The sequence below is a fragment of the Saccharothrix obliqua genome, from assembly GCF_019375475.1.
GTDB classification, from domain to species: domain Bacteria; phylum Actinomycetota; class Actinomycetes; order Mycobacteriales; family Pseudonocardiaceae; genus Actinosynnema; species Actinosynnema obliqua.
On sequence record NZ_JAHXGQ010000003.1, the window covers coordinates 869,848 to 886,686 of the forward strand.

Annotated in this window: 16 protein-coding genes; 9 read left to right on the top strand and 7 right to left on the bottom strand. The window is 73.6% G+C overall.

From position 1 onward, the window contains the following. Positions 1 to 49: 49 nt before the first annotated feature. Positions 50 to 1,948 carry a Xaa-Pro dipeptidyl-peptidase gene (locus KZQ38_RS13450; protein ID WP_219441738.1) on the top strand — a complete coding sequence of 633 codons (1,899 nt, stop codon included), beginning with the start codon at positions 50 to 52 and terminating at the stop codon, positions 1,946 to 1,948. A 45-nt stretch (positions 1,949 to 1,993) separates the two neighbouring features. Here KZQ38_RS13450 and KZQ38_RS13455 read toward each other — a convergent pair whose 3' ends face one another. Then, a complete protein-coding gene (locus KZQ38_RS13455) occupies positions 1,994 to 2,662 on the bottom strand; it encodes a DUF1963 domain-containing protein (RefSeq protein WP_219441740.1) in 669 nt (222 codons plus the stop codon). Positions 2,663 to 2,706: 44 nt separating this feature from the next. Next, complete coding sequence (locus KZQ38_RS13460; RefSeq protein WP_219441742.1) at positions 2,707 to 3,135, bottom strand: SRPBCC family protein; 429 nt, start codon at positions 3,133 to 3,135, stop codon at positions 2,707 to 2,709. A 123-nt stretch (positions 3,136 to 3,258) separates the two neighbouring features. Here KZQ38_RS13460 and KZQ38_RS13465 point away from each other — a divergent pair, with 123 nt between their 5' ends. From KZQ38_RS13465 to KZQ38_RS13480, 4 genes are all read left to right on the top strand, one after another. After that, positions 3,259 to 3,600 carry a lycopene cyclase domain-containing protein gene (locus tag KZQ38_RS13465; RefSeq protein ID WP_219441744.1) on the top strand — a complete coding sequence of 114 codons (342 nt, stop codon included), beginning with the start codon at positions 3,259 to 3,261 and terminating at the stop codon, positions 3,598 to 3,600. Continuing rightward, complete coding sequence (locus KZQ38_RS13470; protein ID WP_219441746.1) at positions 3,593 to 3,907, top strand: lycopene cyclase domain-containing protein; 315 nt, start codon at positions 3,593 to 3,595, stop codon at positions 3,905 to 3,907. The genes KZQ38_RS13465 and KZQ38_RS13470 overlap by 8 nt, the downstream gene beginning before the upstream one ends. Further along, entirely contained in the window at positions 3,904 to 4,626 is a 723-nt protein-coding gene (locus KZQ38_RS13475; RefSeq protein ID WP_219441748.1) for a class I SAM-dependent methyltransferase, read from the top strand. Before KZQ38_RS13470 ends, KZQ38_RS13475 begins: the two co-directional genes overlap by 4 nt. A gap of 151 nt (positions 4,627 to 4,777) precedes the next feature. Then, entirely contained in the window at positions 4,778 to 6,277 is a 1,500-nt protein-coding gene (locus KZQ38_RS13480; protein ID WP_308258376.1) for an FAD-dependent oxidoreductase, read from the top strand. 27 nt (positions 6,278 to 6,304) lie between these two features. On the opposite strand, the gene KZQ38_RS13485 is transcribed toward KZQ38_RS13480, so the two are convergent. Together KZQ38_RS13485 and KZQ38_RS13490 are read right to left on the bottom strand one after the other, a co-directional pair. Continuing rightward, a complete protein-coding gene (locus KZQ38_RS13485) occupies positions 6,305 to 7,276 on the bottom strand; it encodes a Rieske (2Fe-2S) protein (protein ID WP_219441750.1) in 972 nt (323 codons plus the stop codon). A gap of 22 nt (positions 7,277 to 7,298) precedes the next feature. Further along, positions 7,299 to 8,225 carry a phytoene/squalene synthase family protein gene (locus tag KZQ38_RS13490; protein WP_219441752.1) on the bottom strand — a complete coding sequence of 309 codons (927 nt, stop codon included), beginning with the start codon at positions 8,223 to 8,225 and terminating at the stop codon, positions 7,299 to 7,301. A 174-nt stretch (positions 8,226 to 8,399) separates the two neighbouring features. Between KZQ38_RS13490 and KZQ38_RS13495 the strand changes: the two genes are divergently transcribed. The 3 genes from KZQ38_RS13495 to KZQ38_RS13505 all read left to right on the top strand — a co-directional run bounded on the left by KZQ38_RS13495 (position 8,400) and on the right by KZQ38_RS13505 (position 10,570). Further along, on the top strand, positions 8,400 to 9,494 hold the full coding sequence (locus KZQ38_RS13495) for a polyprenyl synthetase family protein (RefSeq protein ID WP_219441754.1): 1,095 nt from the start codon (positions 8,400 to 8,402) through the stop codon (positions 9,492 to 9,494). A 274-nt stretch (positions 9,495 to 9,768) separates the two neighbouring features. Further along, positions 9,769 to 10,392, top strand: coding sequence for a HemK2/MTQ2 family protein methyltransferase (locus KZQ38_RS13500; RefSeq protein ID WP_308258377.1), 624 nt, complete (start codon positions 9,769 to 9,771; stop codon positions 10,390 to 10,392). Continuing rightward, on the top strand, positions 10,376 to 10,570 hold the full coding sequence (locus KZQ38_RS13505) for a CDGSH iron-sulfur domain-containing protein (RefSeq protein WP_219441758.1): 195 nt from the start codon (positions 10,376 to 10,378) through the stop codon (positions 10,568 to 10,570). Before KZQ38_RS13500 ends, KZQ38_RS13505 begins: the two co-directional genes overlap by 17 nt. Before the next feature lie 18 nt (positions 10,571 to 10,588). On the opposite strand, the gene KZQ38_RS13510 is transcribed toward KZQ38_RS13505, so the two are convergent. Beyond that, complete coding sequence (locus KZQ38_RS13510) at positions 10,589 to 11,581, bottom strand: iron-containing redox enzyme family protein (RefSeq protein WP_219441886.1); 993 nt, start codon at positions 11,579 to 11,581, stop codon at positions 10,589 to 10,591. Between the two features lie 96 nt (positions 11,582 to 11,677). Next, entirely contained in the window at positions 11,678 to 12,151 is a 474-nt protein-coding gene (locus tag KZQ38_RS13515; RefSeq protein ID WP_219441760.1) for an MSMEG_6728 family protein, read from the bottom strand. A gap of 126 nt (positions 12,152 to 12,277) precedes the next feature. Here KZQ38_RS13515 and dnaE point away from each other — a divergent pair, with 126 nt between their 5' ends. Continuing rightward, a complete protein-coding gene (gene dnaE, locus KZQ38_RS13520) occupies positions 12,278 to 15,850 on the top strand; it encodes a DNA polymerase III subunit alpha (RefSeq protein WP_219441761.1) in 3,573 nt (1,190 codons plus the stop codon). Positions 15,851 to 15,859: 9 nt separating this feature from the next. Here the strand turns inward: dnaE and KZQ38_RS13525 are convergent. Next, a partial coding sequence (locus KZQ38_RS13525) for a LysR family transcriptional regulator (protein ID WP_308258378.1) occupies positions 15,860 to 16,839 on the bottom strand: 980 nt, incomplete at its 5' end.

The window sequence follows — 16,839 nt, forward strand, 5'->3', positions numbered from 1 at the left end:
CTTCCCCAAGCTCGAACGCGAGGGTCGCCATGTCGGGGAAGGCGGGACTATGCGGTGGAAAGTGCTGCTCGCGGCGGTGCTGGTCGCGGGCGCGGTGGTGGTGGTGCCGGACGCGGCGCGCGCCGCGGGGGTGGAGCGGAGCGAGCCGGTGTACGACTTCGCTTCCGCCATCCGGGAAACGGTGTGGGTCGACACCGGGCGGGACGGTGACGGCGACGGGCGGGCCGACCGGGTGGCCGCGGACCTGGTGCGGCCGGCGGAGGCCGCGGCCCGGGGCGTCCGGGTGCCGGTGATCATGGACGCGAGCCCCTACTACGCCTGCTGCGGCCGGGGCAACGAGGAGGAGGTCAAGACCTACGACGACGCCGGTCGGCCGGTCGGCTTCCCGCTGTACTACGACAACTTCTTCGTCACCCGCGGGTACGCCGTCGTGCTGGTCGACCTCGCCGGCACCAACCGGTCGCGTGGCTGCGTCGACGTCGGCGGCGCCTCGGACATCGGGTCGGCCAAGGCCGTCGTGGACTGGCTCAACGGACGGGCCGCCGGTTTCTCGGCGGCCACCGGCGGTGCCCCGGTCGACGCCGGGTGGAGCACCGGGGACGTCGGCATGATCGGCAAGTCCTACGACGGCACGATCGCCAACGGCGTCGCGGCGACCGGCGTCGCCGGGCTCAAGACCATCGTGCCGATCGCGGCGATCTCCAGCTGGTACGACTACTACCGCTCGGACGGCGCGGTCGCCGGCAACGGCTCACCCGCCGGGCTCGCGCGGCGGGTGTCGACGCGCAACCAGGGGCAGGACTGCTCCGCCACCGACGCGGAGCTGCGGCGGGTCTTCCCGGCCAACGGCGACTACTCGGCGGCGTGGGCGGAACGCGACTACGTGGCCGCCGCCAGGAACGTGAAGGCGAGCGTGTTCGCGGCCAACGGCCTCAACGACCTCAACGTCAAGACGATCAACTTCGGGCAGTGGTGGAGCGCGTTGGCCGCCACCGGCGTGGACCGCAAGCTGTGGCTGTCGCAGGCCGGGCACGTCGACCCGTTCGACTTCCGGCGCGCGGAGTGGGTCGCCGCGTTGCACCAGTGGTTCGACCACTACCTGCTGGGCCTGGACAACGGTGTCGAGCGCACGCCCCGGGTGAGCGTCGAGCGGCGGCCGGACGTGTGGGTCGACCAGACCTCCTGGCCGGCGGCGGGCAGCCGGGACGTCGTGCTGCGGCCCGTCAACGGCACGTCGCCGGGGCTCGGCAGGCTGCGGCCCGGCCCCGCCGCGCGGGGTCGGGCGTCGTTCACCGACGACCCGGCGCAGGACGAGACGACCTGGGCCGAGCGGCCGACCCGACCCGCCACCTCCCGCGTGCTCTACACGACCGGTGCGCTGGCGCGGGACCTGCACCTGTCCGGCACCGGCACGGTCACCGCGACGGTCACGCCGAGCACGACCACCGCGCGGATCTCGGCGGTGCTGGTGGACTACGGCCCGGCGACGATCCGCGACTACGGCGGTCCCGGCGAGGGCATCCGGACCGGGACCGACCGGGACTGCTGGGGCGCGAGCACGACCGGTGACAGCGCCTGCTACCGGATCACCAGCGCGGCCACGGCGGACGTCGGCCTGCACGTCTTCAGCCGGGGCTGGGCGGACCTGGCGAACCACCGGTCGCCGAGCAGGGAGGAGCCGCTGGTCGCGGGCCGGCCGTACACGATCACGTTCCGCCTGGCGAGCACGGACAAGGTGGTGCCCCGGGGCCACCAGCTCGCGTTGATCATCGGCGGCACGGACAAGGGGTTCGTGACCCCGCCGGCGCAGCCGCCGACGCTGGCGGTGGACCTGGCGAAGACGTACGTGACGCTCCCGGTCGCCGGCGTGCTCCCGGCCGCCGCCGCCCGCCCGCTGCCGACCACGCCGACCCAGGTCGTGCCGCGGGCCGTTCCGGACCTCGGTTAGCCCCGCGGGCACCTGTCCGTCCACTCCGGACGGACAGGTGCCGGTTCACTGCTGCCAGAGGAAAGCACCCAGGTCGTGGCGCGGGCAGACGAACACGTAGGCCGAGCCACCGCCGTAGTTCGCCGCCGTGCGGAGGTCGTGGCCCTCTTCGAGCTGCGCCACCATCCGCATCGGCTCGGCGCACTCGGCGCAGGCGGGCATCTGGTCGGTCTGGAGCCACGAGGGGATGCCGCCGAGCTGCCCCAGCACGTCCCGGCCGCGCTGCTCCGGGTCGCCCATCCAGACCGCGCGTGCTTCCTCGTACGGGTCGGAGAACTCGTCGCCGGGGTCGGGCTCGGCGTCGATCTCGACCACCCGCACGGCCGACACCTCGGGCAGCGTCGTCACGCCGCCGTCCGGCGCCCGCCGGACCGGCGCGGGTCCCGGCGGGAGGACGACCACCGCGCTCGCGCCCGAGTACGCCTCCCACGTGGAGCAGCCACCCGGGTCGTTGTCGCACATGAAGACCTGCACCACCCGCCGGTCGCCGGTGGGCTCGCCGTCCGCGTCGAGGAAGGCGCCGTCCTGCTCGATGCGGGCGTGGAACTGCATGTTGCCGTCGCAGTACGTGCACCGCGGCCACGCGATGTCGTCCGGGAGCAGCGGCAAACCACCGGTGCGGGTGACGGCGGCGTCCTCGGCGGCCGAGCCGTCGTAGATCAAGACCCTGGTCATGCGGCGACTTTAGTGACGGCGGTTCGGCCGACCACCCGTCGGGTTCAGTACCAGTCGTCGCCCTTCTCGGTCGCCGCCGTGTCGTGCTCGGCCGTGGCGCGGTGGGTGAGCACGGCGACGGCTTCCTCCAACGCCTGCTGCACGTCCGGTCCACCGGTGTGCTCGGTGTGCAGGGTCACCGCGATCTCGCTGCGGCCCGCGTCCCGGTCGGTCACGCTCAGCTCGCCGTGGTAGTCGTCCTGGCCGGGCGTGCCCCACGACAGCGTGCGGCGGTCGCGGTCCACCCGCACCCAGCCGTCCGCCGCGACGTGCCGGCCACCCAGGTCGGCCTCCACGTGCACCCGGTCGCCACCGACCGGTTCGACCTCCGTGAGGTCCGGGAAGTAACGCGGCAGGTTCTCCGGCTCCGCGAGGTAGTCGAACAAGCGGTCGGGAGGGAGGTCGACCGTCGCGCGGTGTTGGTAGCTGCTCAAGGCCCGACTCCGTTCGTGTGTCCGAACGGCAGGAATACCCGCGCGGACGGGCCGCACACCACCCGATCCGGCTGTCGTGCGGGCCGGGCGCGGGCGCTTTACGGTGCTGGAGGAGGAGGCGCGATGGACCGGTGGCAGTACCTCGGGGTGCTGGCGGCGTGCTTGGCCGTCACCGCGCCGCTGGAGTTCATGGGTGCGGGTGTGTACCGGCGGCTGCCCGCGCTGGTGCGTGCCGTGACGCCGGTGGTGGTCGTGTTCGGCGTGTGGGACCTGGTCGCCATCGCGCGTGGCCACTGGGACTTCGACCACGCGCTCACGCTCGGTTTCGTGGTGTTCGGCGCGATGCCGGTCGAGGAGGTGCTGTTCTTCGTGGTCGTGCCGTTGTGCGCGGTGCTGACCTACGAGGCGGTGCTCGCGCTGCCCGCGGTGGTCCGCCGGCGGGTCGGGCGGGCGGCACGTGGGTAGGGAGTACCTGGTCGCCGCGGTCGCGTCGGTCGTGCTGGTGGTGGGCTTCGAGGTGGCGGTGCTGCGGTCCGGCGTGCTCCGGCGGCCCGCGTACTGGCTGACGATGGCGATCGTGCTCGCGTTCCAGGTGCCGGTCGACGGGTGGCTGACCAAACCGGGCGCGCCCGTCGTCCGGTACGCGGAGTGGGCGATCAGCGGTGTGCGGATCCCGTGGGACATCCCGGTGGAGGACTTCTTGTTCGGTTTCTCGATGGTGACCCTCACGCTGGCCCTGTGGGAGCGGGCGCGGCGCGGGGAGGCGGTGTGACGCGGCTCGAAGCCGACGCGGTGCCGGGTGCTTTCGACGGCGCGGCGCGTGGCTACGACGTGCTGGTCGGCCTGAACCCCGGCTACCACGCGGCGTTGCGCCGCTCGGCACGCGCGTTGCGGCTGCCCGCGTCCGGTGCCCGGGTGCTCGACCTGGGTTGCGGCACCGGTGCCTCCACGGCGGCGCTGCTCTCCGTCGCGCCCGGCGCGGAGGTCGTCGCGGTCGACGCGTCGGCCGGGATGCTGGCCCGCGCCCGCCGGAAACCGTGGCCGGGCGGGGTCTCGTTCGTGCACGCGCGGGCCGAGGACCTGGCGGAGGCGGGCGTGACCGGGCCGTTCGACGCCGTGTTCGCCGCCTACCTGGTGCGCAACCTGCCCGATCCGGACCCGACCCTGCGCGTGGTGCGCGACCTGCTGCGGCCCGGCGGCCGGTTCGTCGCGCACGAGTTCTCGGTCGCCGACTCACCGGTGCGGACCGCCGTCTGGACGGCGGTGTGCTGGTCGGTGGTGATACCCGCCGGGTGGGTCGTGACCCGCGACGCGCGCCTCTACACCTACCTGTGGCGCAGCGTGCTGCGGTTCGACGGGGTGGGTGCGTTGCGGGACCGGTTGCGGGCCAACGGGTTCACCGACGTCCGCACCGTCACCGCGCGTGGCTGGCAGCGCGGGATCGCGCACGCGTTCATCGGTCACGCACCGGGAGGGGACGACCGTGGGTGATCGCAAAGCCGCGCGGGTCGCTCCGGTGTCCGGCCGACGGTCCTTCGATGCGCCCGTGGGTGATCGCAAAGCCGCGCGGGTCGCTCCGGTGCCCGGCCGACGGTCCTTCGATGCGCCCGCGGGTGATCGCAGAGCCGTACGGATCGCTCCGGTGCCCGGTCGACCGTCCTTCGCCGCCGACGCGCCCGTGGTCGTCGTCGTGGGCGGCGGCATCGCCGGGCTGGCCGCGGCGGTGCCGCTGGCCGAACGCGGTGCGCGGGTGGTGTTGCTGGAGCGGGAGGACTACCTGGGCGGCCGGGTCGGCGGCTGGCCCACCCGGCTCGCGGACGGCAGCCCGGCCACCATGACACGCGGTTTCCACGCCTTCTTCCGCCAGTATTACAACCTGCGCGACCTGCTCCGCCGCGCCGACCCGGGCGGCAGCGCGCTGGTGGGGCTGCCGGACTACCCGCTGTGGCACGCCGACGGGCACCGCGACGGCTTCGCCGGCCTGCCGACCGCCGTGCCGTGGAACGCGCTGGCGTTCCTGGTGCGCAGCCCCACGTTCCGCTGGCGCGACCTGCGGGACGTGGCCGCGCGGGCGGCGCTGCCGCTGCTGGACGTGTCGGTGCCCCGCACCTACCACGAACTCGACGGCCTCGACGCCGCCGAGTACCTGGCCCGGCTGCGCTTCCCGCCCGCCGCGCACGCGTTGGCGTTCGAGGTGTTCTCGCGGAGCTTCTTCGCCCACCCGACCCGCATGTCCGCCGCCGAGCTGGTGACGATGTTCCACATCTACTTCCTCGGCTCCGGCGAGGGACTGCTGTTCGACGTGGCCGCCGACCCGTTCCCGCACGGCATGTGGGACCCGCTGGGCAGGCGGCTGGTGGAGCTGGGCGCGTCGGTCCGCACCGGTGTCGAGGTGTCGCACGTGACCCGCGGCGGGTCGCGCCGGTTCACCGTCCACACCGCGACCGGTGGTGTCGACGCGGACGCCGTGGTGCTCGCCGCCGACGTACGCGGGCTGCGTGGCATCGTGGCGGACTCTCCCGACCTGGGCGACGCGCGGTGGCGCGCGGACATCGCCCGCCTGGAGACCGCGCCGCCGTTCCTGGTGTCCCGCTACTGGCTGGACCGCCCGGTCGCACCGGACCGCCCCGGCTTCGTCGGCACCAGCGGCTACGGGCCGTTGGACAACATCTCCGTGCTCGACCGGTACGAGCACGAGGCACGGGCGTGGGCGGCCCGCACCGGTGGTTCGGTGGTCGAGCTGCACGGTTACTCGCTGCCGTCCGATGTGGACGCCGACGTGACGCGGAAGTCGTTGTGGGAACAGCTCCACGCGGTCTACCCGGAAACCCGGGCCGCGGGGGTCGTCGACGAGCGGCACGAGCTGCGTGCCGACTGCCCGCTGTTCCCGCCGGGCAGCCACCCGCACCGGCCCCGGGTCACGACACCCGACCCGTTCCTGGTGCTGGCGGGGGACCTGGTCCGGATCGACCTGCCGGTGGCCCTCATGGAACGCGCGGCGACCACCGGCTACGCCGCCGCGAACCACCTGCTCGGCCGCTGGGGCGTGGCGGGCACGCCGATCCGGGCCGTGCCCACCGCGGGCCGGTCGCCCCTGCTGCGTGCGATCGCCCGCCGTTGGGGCCGCAACCCGGTGCCGTGAGGGGCGGGGTCGTCGGGTCGCGGCCCGTCAGCCGGGGAAGCGGCCGGTGCTGCGCAGTGCGTAGCGGCGTTCGGCGTAGGCGAGGTCGTCACGCCACAGCCGGGCCGCCGCCCACCGCATCACCGGCCGCAGCAGCGGCGCGGCCGGTCGGGCGACGGCGAACCCGCGGCGCGTCGAGTGGGCGACCGTCGCCTCCACCACGGCGGTGCGCGGCACGCCGTCCGGACCGGACCCCAGCGGCGTGGCGTGGGTTTCCACCACGCTGCCCTCGCCCTCGCCGGACACGATGCGCATCACCACCGTTCGCGGCCCGGGGCAGGTGAACTCCGCCACCACCGGCACCCCGACTCGCCCCGCCAGCCGGAACGTCACCTCCACCAGGAACCGGTCGTCGGTCTCGGTTGCCGAGCCGACCACGCGCAGGTTCGCGAACGAGTACGGGTGGAACCACGCGCCGTGCCAGGGGTCCAGCCGGTTCGCCACCACGTCCTCCGGCTCGCAGCGCCCCACCTCCGTCATCACGGCGTCGACCGCCCCGCGCCCGGGGCGCCCCACCCGCACCGGCTCGGGCAGCGGCTCCTCGCCGCCCACCTCGTCCAGCCGCACCCACGCCAGCACGCCGTCGTCGTGCGCCGGGTACGGGCTCCACCCGCCGAACTTCCCGCCCGCCAACGCCAACCCGTGCCACCGGCACACCAGCCGCCCCTGGTGGACGGCGCCGTCGCACAGCGGCGCGCCCAGGTGCGGGCACGCGCCCGGACCGGCCAGCAGCCGACCGTCCGCGCCACGCCACAGCACGACCTCGCGCCCGGCCACGGTCCGCCCGAACGGCCGGTCCCGCCGCACCTCCCGGCTCGCGCCGACGACGAACCAGTTGCCGGACGGCTTGGCCTGCGCCCGCTTCACGGCGGCCTCGATCAGGGCGGGCCGGGCGTCCCGCCAGGTCGGTTCCTGCTCGGGCCACGGCCGGTCGCGGAAAAGGCGCAGCGGAAGGGGCATCGGGTGGTCCTCCGGGTAGCGGTCAGCCCGCCAGGGCGGCGCGGGCGAACGCGGGCAGCGCCACGGCGAGCCGCCCACGCGCGGACACCACGACGCGCCGCGACAGGATGTCGTAGTCGGCTTCTTCGATCAGGTCCAGGATGCGCCCGTACAGCCGGTACGCGGTGTCCACGCACGGCCGCGACCGGGGCGCGAGCATCGCCACCCCGGGCCACGCGTCCCGGTACACCGCGCGCGTGCGGGCCACCTGGTGCGCCAGCGCCCGGCGGATGCGCGGGTCGGTGCGCCCGGTGCGGCGCGACCACGCCAGCAGCGCCCGGTCCACACCGAACGCGGCGAGTTCGTCGGCGGGCAGGTACACGCGACCCCGGTCGAGGTCTTCGCCGACGTCGCGCAGGAAGTTGGTCAGCTGGAACGCCACCCCGAGCGCGGCGGCTGCCGGCTCGGCCTCGGCCCGCGGCACGCAGGTGCCCAGCACCGGCAGCACCTGGAGCCCGATGACGGCCGCCGACCCGTGCACGTACCGCGCGAGCGCCGCGTCGTCCGGGTAGTCGGTGACGGTCAGGTCCATCCGCATGGACGTCATGAAGTCGTGGAAGTGGCGGTGCGGGATGTCGTAGCGGCGTGCGGTGTCCACCACGGCCGCCACCACCGGGTCCTCGCTGTCGCCGGCGGCGAGTCCCGCGGTGAGGGCGTCGTCCACGCGTGCCAGCTCGGCGGCGCGCTGCCCGGGTGCGCGGCCGTCGCCCACCTCGTCCACGATGTCGTCGGCCCAGCGCGCGAACCCGTACAACGCGTGCACCGCGGGCCGCTGCCGCGGGCTGAGCAGCCGGGTCGCGAGGTAGTACGTCCGCCCGTGCACGGCGTTCAACTCCCGGCAACGCCGGTACGCCGCGCGCAGCCGCGGGTCGCCGACACCGGCTGCGTCGAGTTCGCGGTCTGCGGACATCGGGCGCGGTTCCTTCCCGTTCGGACCCGGTGGGTTCGAACCCGTGCGGAGGGGCATTCCCCTCCCACGCTAGGGGCGCGCGAACCGTCCCGCACAACGGACGGCGCTCGTCGTGCGGCGGGGACGTGGCGCTGCTTAGCTCGATGACGACCGTGGCACGTTGGAGGAGGCGGCATGTCGTTGGCGAGCGCGGTCGACCCATGCGCGGAACACCCGCTCGACGACGTGCTGCCCCGGCGGCTGGATGCTGAGCTGGCGGCGTTCCTGCGCCGTCGGCCGGGCGTCGACGCGGCGGCCGAACTGGTCGGCGAACTGGCCGACCTGGTGCTGGCGGGCGGCAAGCGGCTGCGGCCGACGTTCGCGTGGTGGGGTTGGCGCGCGGCGGGCGGCGAGTCGCACGGGCCGGGCGCGGAAGCGGTGCTGCGGGCGCTGGTCGCGCTGGAACTGCTCCAGGCGTGCGCCCTGGTGCACGACGACGTCATGGACCGCTCCGCCACGCGCCGGGGTCGGGCCACCGCGCACCGCGCGTTCGCCGCACGCCACCGCCGCGGCCGGTGGGCCGGCGACGCCGACCACTACGGGGACTGCGCGGCGATCCTGGTCGGCGACCTGGCGTTGGCGTGGGCGGACGACGCGTTGGTGACGGCCGGGTTGCCCGCCGCCGCGCTGGGGCGGGCGTGGGAGCCGTGGCGGGCCATGCGGACGGAGATGATCGCCGGGCAGCACCTGGACCTGCTGGCGGGTGCGCGGCGTGTGGAGTCGGTGGAGGGCGCCCTGCGCGTGGCGCGCCTGAAAACCGCGTCGTACACCGTGCAGCGGCCCCTGCACCTCGGCGCGGCCCTGGCCGACGCGCCACCAGCGGTGACCGCGGCGTTGTGCGCGTTCGGCCGGGACGTCGGGGTGGCGTACCAGTTGCGCGACGACCTGCTGGGCGTGTTCGGCGACGAGGGCGTGACCGGCAAACCGGTGGGGGAGGACCTGCGGGAGGGCAAGCGGACCACGCTGGTGGCCACGGCCGTCGAACTGGCCCGCGCCGCCGGTCGGCCGGAAGCCGTGCGGGAGTTGCGCGACTGCCTCGACGGCGGCGTGGTCGACGGGGGAGCGGTGCGGGCGCTGCTGGTCGACCTGGGCGCGGTCGCGGCGGTGGAGCGGCGGATCGCGGCACTGACCGCGCGGGGCCTCCGGGTGCTCGACCGCACGCCGATCGACGCCGTGGCGCGGGGCAGGTTGGTGGAGCTGGCGGCGAAGGCGACCACACGGCGGCGTTGAGCGAGCGGCGGCGAAGGCGGCCCGGTGGGCGATCAGCGGCGATCGGCCCGGCGGTGCCGGTGCCTCGACTATCCACAGTGGACGCTCAAGCGCCTGGCCGGGTCGCCGGTCATCGGCGGCTCGCGAACCCTCCGACAGGTCGGTCCCGGGAGCAGCTTCATCACTCTTCGTGACCCGCTGCGGTCCGTTCCGTCACGAGCCGGGCGCGGCCAACCCGTTTGAAGACTGGATTTCCGGGAATCTGGGTCCTATGTGGCTCTGGAGACCGCCTGGGGTGTACCGCCCGCAGGACGACACGTGGCTGGTGGCCGAAGCACTGGCCGAAGCGGGTGTGCCGGCGGGTGCGAGCGTCCTCGACGCGTGCACGGGCACCGGTGCGTTGGGCGTGGTGGCCGGACTGGCCGGCGCGGGTGAGGTGACCGCGGTGGACATCAGCCGGCGCGCGGTGGCCGCCGCGCGGGTCAACGGGTGGGTGAGCGGCACCCGCGTGCGGGCGCTGCGCGCTGATTTCGGGGCACTGGTGGGGTGGCGGAGGTTCGACGTGGTGTTGTCGAACCCGCCGTACGTGCCCAGCGCCCACGACACGCCCAGAGGTCGCGCCAGAGCGTGGGACGCGGGACGGGACGGGCGGTCGGTGCTGGACCGCCTGTGCGCGACCCTGCCGTTCCTGCTGACGGAGCAGGGGATGGCGTTGATCGTCCACTCCGAGCTGTGCGACGAGGAGCTGACGTTGCGCCAGTTGCGTGACGGCGGGCTGAAGGCGGCGGTCGTCGCGCGGCGGACCGTCCCGTACGGGCGGGTGTTGCGCGGGCGCGCGAAGTGGTTGCGCGACAACGGGTACACCACGGCCGGTCCCGACGTGGAGGAGTTGGTGGTGATCCGTGCGGACGTCGCGTGACAAGCGCCGGGTCACCGTGGTGCCCGGCGGCCCCGTGCTCGTGGAAGGCCCCGTCGAGCTGGTCATGGAGGACGGCACGGTCGTGGAGTCGGACCGGTTCGTCGTCGCGGTGTGCGCGTGCCGCCGCAGCAAGCGCTACCCGTGGTGCGACACCAGTCACCGCGCCCGGCGGCGGTGACCGGCGTCGCCGGACGCCTCACACCGGCCGGATCAGCGAGCTGCGCCCGACCGCCCACGCGCCCAGCAGGTGGTCGGCCAGCCGCTGTTCCAGCAGCTCGGTGGCCCGCACGCCGAACACCACGGAATCGACCAGTTCCGGTTCCCGCGCCACGAGGTCGCCCACGACGTCGTGCCGCATCACCTGCTCGTGCACGGCGTCCGCCTCGATGTGCTCGGTGAAGAACTCGACGCAGTCCGGGTGCGCGTTCATCCGCCGCAACGCCTTGGCCATCCGCGTGGCGCTGGGCGCGGTGGAGATCTCGGCCGCCGCGAAGTGACCCACCAGCGCACCGCGCAAGCCCCGGTGCAGGCCGCACATGGACATCAGGTTCACCGTCGCCAGCATCGGCGCGGGCACGTGGTCGAGGTAGTGCAGGTAACCCGGCTCCAGCCCCGCGCCGGTGAGCAGCCGCGCGTACAGCTGCGAGTGCATCCGGTCGTCGCGCCCACCGCCGAACTCGTCGAACTCCACGGCCACCAGCGCCGCCTTCGCCCGGCCGGTGAGGCGGGGGATGACCCACGCGTGCGGGTCGGCTTCCTTCAGGTGGTAGATGGACCGGTGGACCAGGTACTCCCGCATCTGCCACCACTCGCCGCGGTCACGCAGGTGGTGGCTCACGCCGTGCCCGTCCACGGGTTCCACCAGCAGTTCGTCCAGCACCTCGCCGATGTCGGCGCGGCCGGGCAGCTCGGCGTGCAGGGCGTCGCGGAAGACGCCCTCCAGCGCGGTCCGCAACCGGATCAGCTCCGGTTCCCACTCCCAGTCCGCTGACACGTCGCGGAAACCCCGGTAGTGCAGCTCGTAGCACACGTGCAGGGCCAGTTGGAGGTCCTCACCGTGCGGGTCGGCACGCCGCGCCTCCTCGACGGCGAAGCGGGCGGGCGGCGCGGAGCGCAGGGCGGTGATGACGGCGTCGGACACGGGGCCGCGCGGTGCGGGCAGCGCGGCGGTTTCCAAACCTTGCAGCATTCGGGTCACGACGGCGGGTTACCCGGTTCCGCCGGGACGACGCACATCGACGCCGTCCGGTCCACCACACCGACCCGGACTCCCGGGAGGCGGTGGTCACGCGGCACGGGTGCGGTCGGACGCGGGCCACACGTACGGCAGGTCCGGCGGCACGTCCGGGAAGAGCGGTCCGTAGTGGGCGGGGTCCTTGCGCACCAGTGCCGACCGGTGGCTGCGGTGCAACGCGTCGTCGCCCAGCCACGGCGGCAGGTCGCCCGCCGCCGCCAGCTCGGCCTGGTCGCGGACCGGCCGGTCACCGCGTGCCTCGACCAGCCCGGCGCGCAACGTGGCGGCACACGTGTCGGCGTGCCCGAGCGCGCACCACACGGCGCACACCTCCAGGCCGTACCGGACCAGCGCCTCCTCGTACCCGGTCCACATCTTGACCGCCGGGTGGTGCCGCCACCCGTAGCCGGGCACGACCAGCCCCCGCAACACCTGGATCGCCTCGACCCGCTGCTTGCCCAACCGCCGCCGGTCCAGCAGCCGCGCGGTCGTGGCGAAGTCGGGATCGGGCAGGAACGTCTGCATGTCCACCGGGTACCCGTTCCGCCGCCCGGGCACCCGCGTGCCGACCGCCGCGGAGCAGCGGCGACAACCCGCGGTTGTCGAATTGGGCGTGTCGTTTGTTTGACCGCCCGCCGCTGCTTCGTTGAAATGGGCGCTCCCGCGCTTCGGAGGTGTCGTTTGTCCTCGTCCTTCGTCCACCTGCACGTGCACACCGAGTATTCGATGCTCGACGGCGCGGCGAAGATCGGACCGCTGTTCGACGAAGTCAGACGGCTCGACATGCCTGCCGTTGCGATGACCGACCACGGCAACATGTACGGCGCGGACGAGTTCTACCAATTGTCCGCGAAATCGGGCGTCAAACCCATCATCGGTATCGAGGCGTATATCGCGCCGGTGAGCAGGCACCACAAGAAACCGGTTTTCTGGGGTCCGGCCGGCCGTCGCGGGTCGACCGGTGAGGGTGGTGACGTTTCCGGCGGTGGCGCCTACACGCACCTGACGATGCTCGCCGAGAACGCCACCGGGCTGCGGAACCTGTTCCGGCTCTCCTCGCTGGCGAGCATCGAGGGCTACTACCGCAAACCACGCATGGACCGCGAACTGCTCGCCCGGCACGCCTCCGGCGTCATCGCCACCACCGGGTGCCCGTCCGGCGAGGTGCAGACCAGGCTGCGGCTCGGTCGGCACGCGGACGCGCTCCAGGCCGCCGCCGACTACCGCGACATCTTCGGCGCGGGCAACTTCTTCCTGGAGCTGATGGACCACGGCCTGCCCATCGAGCGGTCGGTGCGCGAGGGCCTGCTGGAGATCGGTCGGGCGCTCCGCCTGCCGCCGCTGGCCACCAACGACTCGCACTACGTGCGCGAGGAGGAGGCCGACACGCACTCCGCGCTGCTGTGCGTGCAGTCCGGCAAGACGCTCGGCGACCCGAACCGGTTCAGGTTCGACGGCAGCGGTTACTTCCTCAAGTCCGCCGCGGAGATGCGTGCCCACTGGGACGCGGAGGTGCCGGGCGCGGCCGACAACACCCTCCTGGTCGCCGAGATGGTCCAGCCCTACGCCGAGGTGTGGGAGCACCGCGACCGGATGCCGGTCTACACGCCGCCGGACGGGCACGACGTCGCGTCGTGGTTCCGCGCCGAGGTGCGGCGCGGGCTGGCGTGGCGGCTGCCCGGCGGCGTGCCCGAGGAGTACGCGCGCCGGGCCGAGTTCGAGATCGAGATCATCGTGGGCAAGGGCTTCCCGGCCTACTTCCTGGTCACCGCCGACCTGATGAACCACGCCCGCGAGGTCGGCATCCGGGTCGGGCCCGGCCGCGGCTCGGCGGCCGGGTCGCTGGTCGCCTACGCCCTGGGCATCACCAACCTCGACCCGATCCGCCACGGCCTGCTGTTCGAGCGGTTCCTCAACCCCGAGCGGGTGTCCATGCCCGACATCGACATGGACTTCGACGACCGCCGCCGCGGCGAGATGGTCCGCTACGCCACCGAGAAGTACGGCGCGGACCGGGTCGCCCAGGTCATCACCTTCGGCCGGATCAAGACGAAGGCGGCGATCAAGGACGCCGCGCGGGTGCACTTCGGACAGCCCGGCTACGCCCTCGCCGACCGCATCTCCAAGGCGCTGCCGCCACCCGTGGCGGCCAAGGACATCCCGCTCGGCGGCATCGTGGACACCACGCACGAGCGCTACCCCGAGGCCGCCGAGGTGCGTGCCCTGGTCGAGCAGGACCGGGACGTGGCCACGATCTTCGAGACCGCCCGCGGCCTGGAGGGGCTGATCCGCAACGCGGGTGTGCACGCCTGCGCGGTGATCATGTCCGCCGAGCCGCTGCTCGACGTCATCCCGCTGTGGCGGCGCGACGACGGCGCGATCATCACCGGCTGGGACTACCCGTCGTGCGAGGCCATCGGCCTGCTGAAGATGGACTTCCTCGGCCTGCGCAACCTCACCGTCGTCGGCGACGCCATCGACAACGTCAAGGCCAACCGCGGCGAGGACGTCGACCTCGACCGGTTGAGCACCGACGACCACGCGACCTACGACCTGCTCGCGCGCGGCGACTCGCTCGGCGTGTTCCAGCTCGACGGCGGCGCGATGCGGGACCTGCTGCGACGTATGCGCCCCACCGGGTTCGAGGACATCATCGCGGTCAACGCCCTGTACCGGCCCGGTCCGATGGCGATGAACACGCACAACAACTACGCCGACCGCAAGAACGGGCGGCAGGAGGTCGAGCCGATCCACCCGGAACTGGCCGAGCCGCTGCGCGACATCCTCGCCGAGACCCACGGCCTGGTGGTGTACCAGGAGCAGATCATGCAGATCGCGCAACGCGTCGCCGGGTTCTCCATGGGCCGCGCGGACGTGCTGCGCCGCGCGATGGGCAAGAAGAAGAAGGAAGTGCTGGAGAAGGAGTTCGAAGGCTTCCGGGAAGGTATGCGCACCAACGGTTTCTCCGACGGCGCGGTCCAGGCGCTGTGGGACACGGTGCTCCCGTTCGCCGGGTACGCGTTCAACAAGTCGCACGCGGCGGGTTACGCGCTGGTCGGCTACTGGACCGCTTACCTGAAGGCGAACTACCAGCCGGAGTACATGGCGGCGCTGCTGACCTCGGTGGGGGACAACAAGGACAAATCCGCCGTGTACCTGGCCGAGTGCCGCCGCCTCGGCATCCGCGTGCTGCCGCCGGACGTCAACGAGTCGTCCCCGCGGTTCGCCGCGGTCGGCGACGACATCCGCTTCGGCCTGGGCGCGGTGCGCAACGTCGGCGCCAACGTGGTGGAGTCGATCATCGCGACCCGCACGGCCAAGGGCGCGTACACCTCGTTCACCGACTTCATGGTCAAGTCGGAGCTGATGTGCTGCCACAAGAGGGTCGTGGAGTCGCTGATCAAGGCCGGGGCGTTCGACTCGTTCGGCCACACCCGCCAGTCGCTCGCCCGGGTGCACGAGGAAGCGGTGGACGCGGTTGTCGGCCTCAAGCGGCAGCGGGCGATGGGCCAGTTCGACCTGTTCGACGTCGGCGTCGCGGCCGAACCCGACGACTCCTCGTCCCCGTTGGCGCACCTGCGGTTCGACGTCGAGGAGTGGCCGCGCGAGCGGTTGCTCGGCCTGGAGCGGGAGATGCTCGGCCTCTACGTCTCGGCGCACCCGCTCGACGGCGCGGACCACGTCCTGCGCCGGGCCGCACCGAGGTCGATCGGCGCGGTGCTGGCCCACCCGCCGCGGGAGGGTGAGCTGGTCGTCGCCGGGATGATCTCGTCGCTGGAGCGGCGGGTGAACAAGAAAGGCGAGCCGTGGGCCGTCGCGGTGGTCGAGGACCTGGACGCCTCGATCGAGGTGCTGTTCTTCCCCAAGAGCTACGCCGCGGTCTCCGCCGACCTGGTCGAGGACGCCGCCGTGGTGGTCAAGGGCCGCGTCAACTGGCGGGAGGACAAGATGGCCGTGTTCGGCGCGGACCTCGCGCCGCTGGACCTCGGCGACGCCGGTGGACCGGCGCTGGTGCTGGAGGTGGACCCCGCCCGCGTGGACCGGGACGGCGTGCTGGAGCTGCGGTCCACGCTCCGGTCGCACCGCGGCGGCACCCCGGTGCGCATCGTCGTGCGCACCGGGACCCGCGAGGTGCTGCTGGCGGTGGACGACTTCCCGGTGGCGGTGACCCCGGCGCTGCTCGGCGAGCTGCGCTCGGTGCCGGGTGTGCGGGTGGTGGCGTGACGCGGACCCTCAGCCGCCGAACGCCGCCCGGTCCGCCGCGGGCAACCACATCCGGGCCGGGTCGTACGGCGTGAACCCGGCCCGCACGTGGCCGATCAGCGCGGGCAGCGCGGTGTGCCGGTGCCGCGGGTTCCACAGCAGCGACCACGGGTAGTGCGGCACCGGCGGGTCGAGCGCCACCCGCACCACACCGGGGTGGTCGGGCACCCGGCACTGCTCGCCGATGAACGCGATCCGGTCGGGGTCCGCCGCGACCCCGCCCACGAAGTGCTCGTAGCCGAAGTTCGGTCCCGTGGTGTCGATCCGCACGCCGAAGTCGGCGCTCACCTCGTCCCAGAACTCGGCCCACTCGCTGTTGGGCGCGTTGCCCGGCATCCACGCCGTCGCGCCCGCCAGCTCGGCCATGCCGACCCGGCCGCGCCCCGCCAGGGGGTGACCGGCGGCGACGATCACCAACGTCGGCTCCAGGTGGGCCGGGGTGCTCGCCAGCCCCTCCGCGGCCACCGACCCGGTGACCCGCGCGAACGCGGCGTCCACGGCACCCGTCCGCAGCGCGCCGCGTGACGCGCGCAGCCCGGTGGAGGTCACCACGTCGATGTCCACGCCCGCCTCCGCGTAGAACGCGCGCACCAGTTCCGCCGAGGCGAGCCGGGTGTCCAGCACGTCCACCCGGAACGGCTGTCCGCGGCCGGTGAGCGCGGCGGTGGCGCGATCGGCGGCGGCGAGCAGCGCTCGCGCGTGCGGCAGGAACACCCGGCCGCCGGTGGCGAGCCCGGTGCCGGGGCGCAGGCGGGACAACAGGGTGGTGCCCAGGTCGGACTCCAGCCGGGCGATCCGCTTCGACACCGCCTGCTGCGTGATCCCGAGCCGCGTGGCGGCCTCGCCGAAGTGCCCGCTCTCCGCCACGGCGACGAAGGCGCGCACGGCGCCGAGATCCAGTTCCCCCAAGTCCCGCCTCCCCGACCACGACCGGCGTGCCACCCTACCCG